Source organism: Metabacillus herbersteinensis, from assembly GCF_042433335.1.
GTDB lineage: Bacteria > Bacillota > Bacilli > Bacillales > Bacillaceae > Metabacillus > Metabacillus herbersteinensis.
Genome location: NZ_JBHLVO010000063.1, coordinates 1 through 6,963 on the forward strand (window position 1 = coordinate 1; position 6,963 = coordinate 6,963).

8 protein-coding genes and 1 rRNA gene are annotated in these 6,963 nt (G+C 36.6%); 5 read left to right on the forward strand and 4 right to left on the reverse strand.

From position 1 onward, the window contains the following. Nucleotides 1–207 precede the first annotated feature (207 nt). Nucleotides 208–705: a PIN-like domain-containing protein gene (locus ACFFIX_RS27385; protein WP_378939781.1), complete on the forward strand. Its 498-nt coding sequence runs from the start codon at nucleotides 208–210 to the stop codon at nucleotides 703–705. A gap of 154 nt (nucleotides 706–859) precedes the next feature. Here the strand turns inward: ACFFIX_RS27385 and ACFFIX_RS27390 are convergent, their stop codons facing one another. Continuing rightward, nucleotides 860–1,282: a VOC family protein gene (locus ACFFIX_RS27390; protein WP_378939768.1), complete on the reverse strand. Its 423-nt coding sequence runs from the start codon at nucleotides 1,280–1,282 to the stop codon at nucleotides 860–862. Between the two features lie 327 nt (nucleotides 1,283–1,609). Between ACFFIX_RS27390 and ACFFIX_RS27395 the strand changes: the two genes are divergently transcribed. From ACFFIX_RS27395 to ACFFIX_RS27405, 3 genes are all read left to right on the forward strand, one after another. After that, nucleotides 1,610–1,849, forward strand: coding sequence for a hypothetical protein (locus tag ACFFIX_RS27395; protein WP_378939770.1), 240 nt, complete (start codon nucleotides 1,610–1,612; stop codon nucleotides 1,847–1,849). Nucleotides 1,850–2,130: 281 nt separating this feature from the next. After that, nucleotides 2,131–2,604 carry a GNAT family N-acetyltransferase gene (locus tag ACFFIX_RS27400; protein ID WP_378939772.1) on the forward strand — a complete coding sequence of 158 codons (474 nt, stop codon included), beginning with the start codon at nucleotides 2,131–2,133 and terminating at the stop codon, nucleotides 2,602–2,604. Between the two features lie 222 nt (nucleotides 2,605–2,826). After that, the gene (locus tag ACFFIX_RS27405) at nucleotides 2,827–3,249 is read left to right on the forward strand and encodes a VOC family protein (protein ID WP_378939774.1); all 423 of its coding nucleotides are present in this window, start codon (nucleotides 2,827–2,829) and stop codon (nucleotides 3,247–3,249) included. 486 nt (nucleotides 3,250–3,735) lie between these two features. Here the strand turns inward: ACFFIX_RS27405 and ACFFIX_RS27410 are convergent, their stop codons facing one another. The 3 genes from ACFFIX_RS27410 to ACFFIX_RS27420 all read right to left on the reverse strand — a co-directional run bounded on the left by ACFFIX_RS27410 (nucleotide 3,736) and on the right by ACFFIX_RS27420 (nucleotide 6,178). Further along, nucleotides 3,736–5,082: an FAD-binding oxidoreductase gene (locus ACFFIX_RS27410; protein WP_378939776.1), complete on the reverse strand. Its 1,347-nt coding sequence runs from the start codon at nucleotides 5,080–5,082 to the stop codon at nucleotides 3,736–3,738. A gap of 530 nt (nucleotides 5,083–5,612) precedes the next feature. Continuing rightward, nucleotides 5,613–5,996: a hypothetical protein gene (locus ACFFIX_RS27415; RefSeq protein ID WP_378939778.1), complete on the reverse strand. Its 384-nt coding sequence runs from the start codon at nucleotides 5,994–5,996 to the stop codon at nucleotides 5,613–5,615. Nucleotides 5,997–6,049: 53 nt separating this feature from the next. Further along, entirely contained in the window at nucleotides 6,050–6,178 is a 129-nt protein-coding gene (locus tag ACFFIX_RS27420) for a hypothetical protein (RefSeq protein WP_378939779.1), read from the reverse strand. Nucleotides 6,179–6,885: 707 nt separating this feature from the next. Here ACFFIX_RS27420 and ACFFIX_RS27425 point away from each other — a divergent pair. Next, a 16S ribosomal RNA gene (locus ACFFIX_RS27425) occupies nucleotides 6,886–6,963 on the forward strand; the annotation flags it as partial.

Sequence of the window (6,963 nt, forward strand, 5' to 3'; positions counted from 1 at the left end):
AACTCACTTCATTCATCCATTATTGTTCTATCAAGTGGTTTGAAATCCTGCGAATAAGTGAGCATTCGAGAGATAAATGTATCTAACTGAGGGAGTTTAACAGGGCATGTACTAAAGATATTCCACAATCGGGCGCTTTACTTTAATAAGAAGTAAAGCCTTTTTTATTTTCAACAGCAAGAGGATCTTAATGCAAGATCAGCCTTAATTACTCGACATTTTCCAGAAGCAGATGAATTCCAAGATAAAATTGATGAAAAATATGATGAGTTAAAAACCATGCTTACAGATTATTTTGAGGAGCGAAGTGTTTTAACCCTTATACAAGATAGTTGGACGAGTGATGTGGTTAAAGAACTAGTACAAGAATTGCTGGACAATAATCAGATAATGACAGACTTTACTAGGGATGAGATATATGGGATTTGTGAAGATGGTGAAAATAGATATAAGAAAAATATACCTCCAGGACATAAGGATGGAAAGAAAAAAGATGGCATTCGCAAATATAGTGATTTGATCTTATGGAAAGAAGTAATACGATTTGCTAAGGAAGAGCAGAAGAACATCATTTTTGTTACAGATGATGTGAAGACAGATTGGTGGAATATTGAAGATGATCAATATGAATTTTTGCCACAACTTGTTCAGGAATTTGAAGAGATACAAAGACCAGGGCATGAGCAAACGATGGTGTTACCATAATCGGGCGCAATTCTTGTATAAAGAGTTGTGTCTTTTTAGTTATTTAGATGAATAAAGGAGAATTTTTATTACTTTAATACTGCACATTTGACACAAATTGTGCAATAAAAACAAAAGAGTCGCTCATAATTCTGAGTAACTCTTTATCTGAAATTTAGTTTTGATTTTCAGTGAAAATTTGAAAGGTTACGCCGAATTTGTCTGTTACATCACCAAAAGCAGGGCTAAAAGAAGTTTCTTCAAGGGGCATATTGACCTGACCGTCTTGTCGTAATGCTTCAAAAATTCGTTTTGATTTTTCCACGTCGTTAGATGTAATACAAATCGTAACCTGTTTACCCTTTTGAATAGGCGAACCACCTGGAGTATCGGAAAACATGAGTTCTGTTTCTCCAACTTGTAACTTTGCGTGTGCCACAAGATTCTTCAGATCATCAGTAAAAGTATTAGGCATTTCCGGCATTTCTCCATATGTAACAATTTCGAGGACTTCGGCACCGATTGCTTGTTCATAAAACTGAATAGCTTCCTTTGCATTTCCATCCATAGTTAAATAAGGGGTAAGACTTATGGTCATCGGTTATCCCTCCTTGGTTTTGATTAAGCATTCTTCTAATTATATCACGTAAATGGAAATCTTTGGGGTGGATTTTGAGGTTTTGATCAATTGGTGCACATTACGCTATTACTGTGTATTAAATTTAAACCACTTATTCAACAATCGGGCGCAATTCTTGTATAAAGAGTTGTGTTTTTTAGTTATTTAGGTGAATAAATGTTATTTCTTTAATATTGCACTTTTGACGAATAGTGCGAAATAAGTCCGAATATCGATTTTAACTTTTGAAAATTAACGTATATAGCAAGCGCCTTTAACGGATATTAAGTCGAGGAGGTGTGCGAAATGAACGAAGATTTATACGTTATAAACGGAAAAGTATCGATTTTAACTTCGCTCTTAAACGATAAGGAGCCTTCCCCAGAAGCTTGCGACGTCACTTCGGAAGACTTCGTTAAGATTTGCGAAGAAATGTATAACGAAGGTTTAATTAGTCATACGAATTTTGGGAATATGTTAAACGCAGAGGTAACGGATAAAGGGGTTAATTACTTCGATAGTATCACGAATAGGTTAAGAATTTAGAGCGATCGAATTATTTCGGTTGTTTTTTTTATTGCGAACTCTTGCTGGATGCAACAGTGCGTTACCTTATATGAAGGGGTTAAATGATTTTGTCGCAATAATGCCTAACTGTGTATTAAATTTAAACCACTTGGTTCAACAATCGGGGGCGTTTCTTTAAAAAGAATTGCGCTCTTTCTTTGTGTATCGGGCCATTTAACGGAATAAGGAAAGGGTTATAATTATTTTTTAACGGGAATACACGTTTGTTAAAATGAAGCGAACGGCAAAGGAGGAGTTGGATGGGCAATATGATACTTCGGAATGTGATTGAGGACGATCTTCCCATTTTTTTTAAGCACCAGCAGGACAGTGAGGCAAACCAAATGGCTGCGTTTACGAGTAAGAATCCTAATGATTGGGATAGCTTCACTGAACACTGGAACAAAATACTTGCGAACAAGGATATTGTTAAGCAAACAATCATTGTTGAAAACACTGTGGTCGGACATGTTTCGCATTTCGAGCAGTTCGGAGAACCAGAAATTAGCTATTGGATTGGAAAAGAATATTGGGGGAAGGGAATTGCAACCAACGCCTTACGGGAATTTCTAAAACAGGTTGCAATTCGTCCACTTTATGCTCGTGCTGCGAAGGACAATGCTGGATCATTAAAGGTTTTAAAGAGATGTGGATTTAGAATTACAGGTGAAGACGGAGGATATGCAAATGCACGTGGTAAAGAAGTTGAGGAGTTTGTTCTTACTCTCAACTAAAGAAATTTAAACTGTGGCATTGTTCCAGAATAGGGCGCATTTCCGGAATAGGATTAGCGTCCTTTTTGCATGAAAGGGCCAGATTATTGAAGATAGGGAAGAATTTTGGAAAGTTAGCCTCGTGCAAGTTTACTTGAATATTTTAGCGTACGCTCTGATTCTGATAAGATTGGGTAGGTAAAGGGTCTTGATAGTAAAATTATGAGGAGGCATCATCAATTTATGAAACCACGAATTACTGTAATTACATTGGGCGTAGATGATTTGGAAAAATCGTTAGAATTCTATCGAGACGGACTGGGACTTTCGACAGAAGGTATAGTTGGCAAAGAATTTGAGCATGGCGCCGTTGCCTTTTTCGACTTACAAGCAGGCTTAAAGCTTGCCATTTGGAATCGAAAAGATATAGCACATGATGCAAAGATTAATAAGACCGTATCAAGTCCTACCGACTTTACTATTGGTCACAATGTAGAAAGTAAAGAGGAAGTTGATAAGGTAATGGAACAGGCAAAGAAGGCTGGGGCTATTATAACAGTCCCGTCACATAACACATTTTGGGGTGGATACTCTGGATACTTCCAAGACCCAGATGGCCATTTGTGGGAAGTTGTTTGGAATCCACACTGGGAAGTAAATGAATAGATGCCAAATGAACTGCATCCTTGGTTTTTACGAACGAGTGCTTTTCCTTCATTAAGGTCTTCGAAATGATTTTCAGCAATCGGGCGCGATTGTGGAACAACGTAGGTAGAAAGTGATCAAACTTTTTTATAAAAACCAAACTTAAATCTGCTGGAGAAGAATCCATTGTGATCAATATTTTTTCAAAATGGATTCTTTTTATTTATCGTAAAATATGGGTTTGCGAGGTATTTTTGATCAAACTTTATTTCAAAGCTACAACTAGTTCACATAACTTTTTATAATATTTTAACATAAAATTACAATATCCCTTTGAATATATGAACCTATCTTAAAGTGAATACTTTATACAAATTTAGTTCACATAACGTCTACTTATAGGCATTAAAAAATGATCTTCAATTGAAGATCATTTTTATATTGAAGACCACACGTTAGAAAGAGGTTCTACTCATTATATTGTCTTTTTCATATTAAATAATAAACTTAAAATTCGGGAGGTATACTTTGTGGATAGTTGAATACGTTTTTCGGGTCATATTTTGCTTTAACTCTTTGCAGTCTGTCAAAGTTGGTTCCATAATACGCAGTTCCGAAGTTTTCAATGTTAAAATCTGGAACGTTAACATAGGATCCTTCGATGAAAGGTTTCAACATATCGCGAGTTCTTTCAACCAAAGCGATATTTCTTTGAGCGTCAAAAGGATCAGTCCAGGTTGCATTCCACTCCAAATAAAACTTAGGGTCGCGCCAAAAGAATGCCGTTGCTTCTGGTGAGATTCTACTAACAACCCCTCCCCAGTTCAGGAAAAAGAAATTGGAGTCGATTCCGGTTGATTCTTCAAGAAAACGACGCATGGTCCTGATCGCTTTATCTGGAAAAAGATCAAGACCCCAAGCTGATGAAAATTTGTTCTTCATGTCTGTTCTACCGGGTATTGGCTCAGGTGGAAGCAGGTTTTCAACAGCATTAGGGTAAGTGAAGGTTTGGATTGATACCTCTGATGGCGTACCTGCTGTTGTTAAAGGTTCTAGCAAGTCTGTTAACTCTGCTTTTGAACCGAGGAACAGCCCTGTTGCATGGAGTAAACCATTTCTTTTACTGAAAATTTCTAATATGGTACCTAATCTATCATCAACAAAAGGTGCCCATCTTTGCCAAGCTTTGAAAACCGTTTCGAGTTGTTCCCATGGCCAAATAATTTCGAATGTGGTTGCCTTTTCAGGTGCACGATGCACCTTTAGCATATATTCCGTACAGATTCCGAAATTCCCTCCACCTCCACCTCGCGAAGCCCATAGGAGGTCGGAATTGTTGTTCTCATCAGCTTTTAATATTCTTCCCTGTGCATCAACCATTTTCAGTCCAATAAGATTATCACTGATAAGGCTGATTGAGCGCTGAAGTACACCAATTCCTCCACCCAATGTGATACCACCAATTCCAACGGTCGGACTATCTCCAAAAGGAGACATGAATCCTTTTCGTGCTAAAGCCTTTACAATCGGACCTACATGGGCACCGGTTTCTACAAGAGCTACCTCCTTCTTACTATTTAGCCGAATCCTATCCATGTCGCTAACATCGATGATGATTCCGTTTTTTACCACAGACATCTTTCTTTCCAAAGCATGGCGTCCGCTTCGAGCCCGAAGAGGTACATTGTTTTCTCGTGCCCATTTCAATGCGTTGGACACATCATATTGATTTTGGGCGAAAACAAAAACGAGAGGAAACGTGTCAGTGTAAGGGTTCCAATTTTTGCGTGCTTCGTCATATCCGGGATCTCCTTTAAAGATAACCCGTCCGGTTAGTTGTGTTTTGGATTCCATCAACTCAACTCCTGATTTTAATGTTATTTAGCATCTATGCTAATCCCTAAAAGGTTTGTTTTTACCTGTCTGTTTAAAAATTTTAAAAAAATGTCTTTATAGATATATGCCGTACTTTCTAACAATGATATGAATTAGTTATCTAAAGTGGATTGTTTTTTGTATACCCTATACAAATCCAGTTAACATAATGTCAATTATAGGAAATTAAAAATAGAAAACCCTCAAATTCGAGTATTTAAGCTCAAATTTAAGGGTTTTTTTGATTTATTTTTTAATTAATGTTTAAACTTTTTATTTCTTTAGTCACTTTTCATACTTTTCTAGAAAATCAGCTAATGCTAAATGCAAGACATCAGACTTATTAATCCTTTCAGCTTCACAAAAACCATCTAAACGTTTACCAATGATACGATCAAAATAATCGTCTTTCTTGTTTTTTCGCTTTGTGGCAACTGTTTCACGCGGTCATAAATACTTTGCTCATTAGTTTGTGTTGTTGGGGCAACCTCTTACCACGATTTAAGCATTTACTTAATCATATGAATTTCATCTTGAGTGAACTGTTTATGAATACTAGGTGAATGATGTGTGAATTCTTTATTACCCTCTATGAACTGCTGATTACTTTGTGTGAAAGGTCTATGAACTATAGGTGAACTCTCCTTCTTAGGTAATGAACTCGGTTTCACATAATCAAAAATACTTTTATCAAGGGGTTCTTCGCCTTCCCTAATAAAAAACCAACCCTTTTGACCAGAGTTTCTAAATTCATATCCAGCTTCTTTTAATGCGCTTCTAAATGGCTTTTCACTGATGCCGGGTATTTGTTTAGCCACATCGGCGGTCTTTACCCCTTCTTGTGACAATACTTCTAAGATGCTTCGTATCGATGCTTTTTGATCTACACTCATAGATTGTTCACCCTCATTTCATTCAAACTCATCTATGTATTATTCCATGTGAATTACGTATGACCTTCAAGCATTCGGTCCGTTGTTTGGTTTAGATCATCAATTGTCTTAAACGTCGAATCATTGTCCACGGCATTTTCGGTAAGTGGTTCTCCCCTAAAGCGTTTCTCAGCCAGGTTCATTATAGAAAAAAATGATTCGCGATCTTACCAATTGAATGGGAGTTTTCATTTTGTCTCCATAATACATCCTCTACATTCATAGCTATACTCAATGGTTTGATCCAACTTTCTAGGTTTCCGCATACTGTCAATTGGTCTAACAAAAATTCTTTTTTTACTTGCCCTTGTTACTAAACTGCTAAGTTAGCATTCTGTAGAGCGAATTCATTGTCTTATAGTTATTGACTTCTATTAATCTAAATGATAAGATATTAATTGTCGCTGCAAAACACCGATATAAGAGACATTTATTCTTCCTTCGATGAAACTTCGCAGAAGTTTCAAAAGATGAAGTTATTTGATGCAATTACTTTTATCTCTCATTTCGAATTAAATGAGTCAACCTCAAAAACGTTTAATCTTAGTTGTTGACTTCTACGAAGTTAGATGGTAAGATAGTAATTGTCGCTCCAAGATATCAATCATAAATGAAACTTTTTCTTTTCTCGAAAAAATTTCGTAGAAGTTGACAAAAACGAAACAATTTGATAAGATTATTTTTGTCGCTGATTTCGAAGAAGTCGGTTGAAAAAAACGTTTATTATCTTGTCTCGAAAAATGATCTTTGAAAACTAAACAAAACCAAGCGTGCCAACGTTGATTTTATCAACAAAGCAACAAAGTTTTTATGCACATTCGTGTGCAAAAAAAGAGCTAGTCAAACAATCTTATTGGAGAGTTTGATCCTGGCTCAGGACGAACGCTGGCGGCGTGCCTAATACATGCAAGTCGAGCGAACATTTGAG

Coding starts and splice junctions, on each gene's coding strand:
- ACFFIX_RS27390 (WP_378939768.1), bottom strand. CDS start 1,282: ATGACCATAAGTCTTACCCCTTATTTAACTATGGATGGAAATGCAAAG.
- ACFFIX_RS27395 (WP_378939770.1), top strand. CDS start 1,610: ATGAACGAAGATTTATACGTTATAAACGGAAAAGTATCGATTTTAACT.
- ACFFIX_RS27400 (WP_378939772.1), top strand. CDS start 2,131: ATGGGCAATATGATACTTCGGAATGTGATTGAGGACGATCTTCCCATT.
- ACFFIX_RS27405 (WP_378939774.1), top strand. CDS start 2,827: ATGAAACCACGAATTACTGTAATTACATTGGGCGTAGATGATTTGGAA.
- ACFFIX_RS27410 (WP_378939776.1), bottom strand. CDS start 5,082: ATGGAATCCAAAACACAACTAACCGGACGGGTTATCTTTAAAGGAGAT.
- ACFFIX_RS27415 (WP_378939778.1), bottom strand. CDS start 5,996: ATGAGTGTAGATCAAAAAGCATCGATACGAAGCATCTTAGAAGTATTG.
- ACFFIX_RS27420 (WP_378939779.1), bottom strand. CDS start 6,178: ATGAACCTGGCTGAGAAACGCTTTAGGGGAGAACCACTTACCGAAAAT.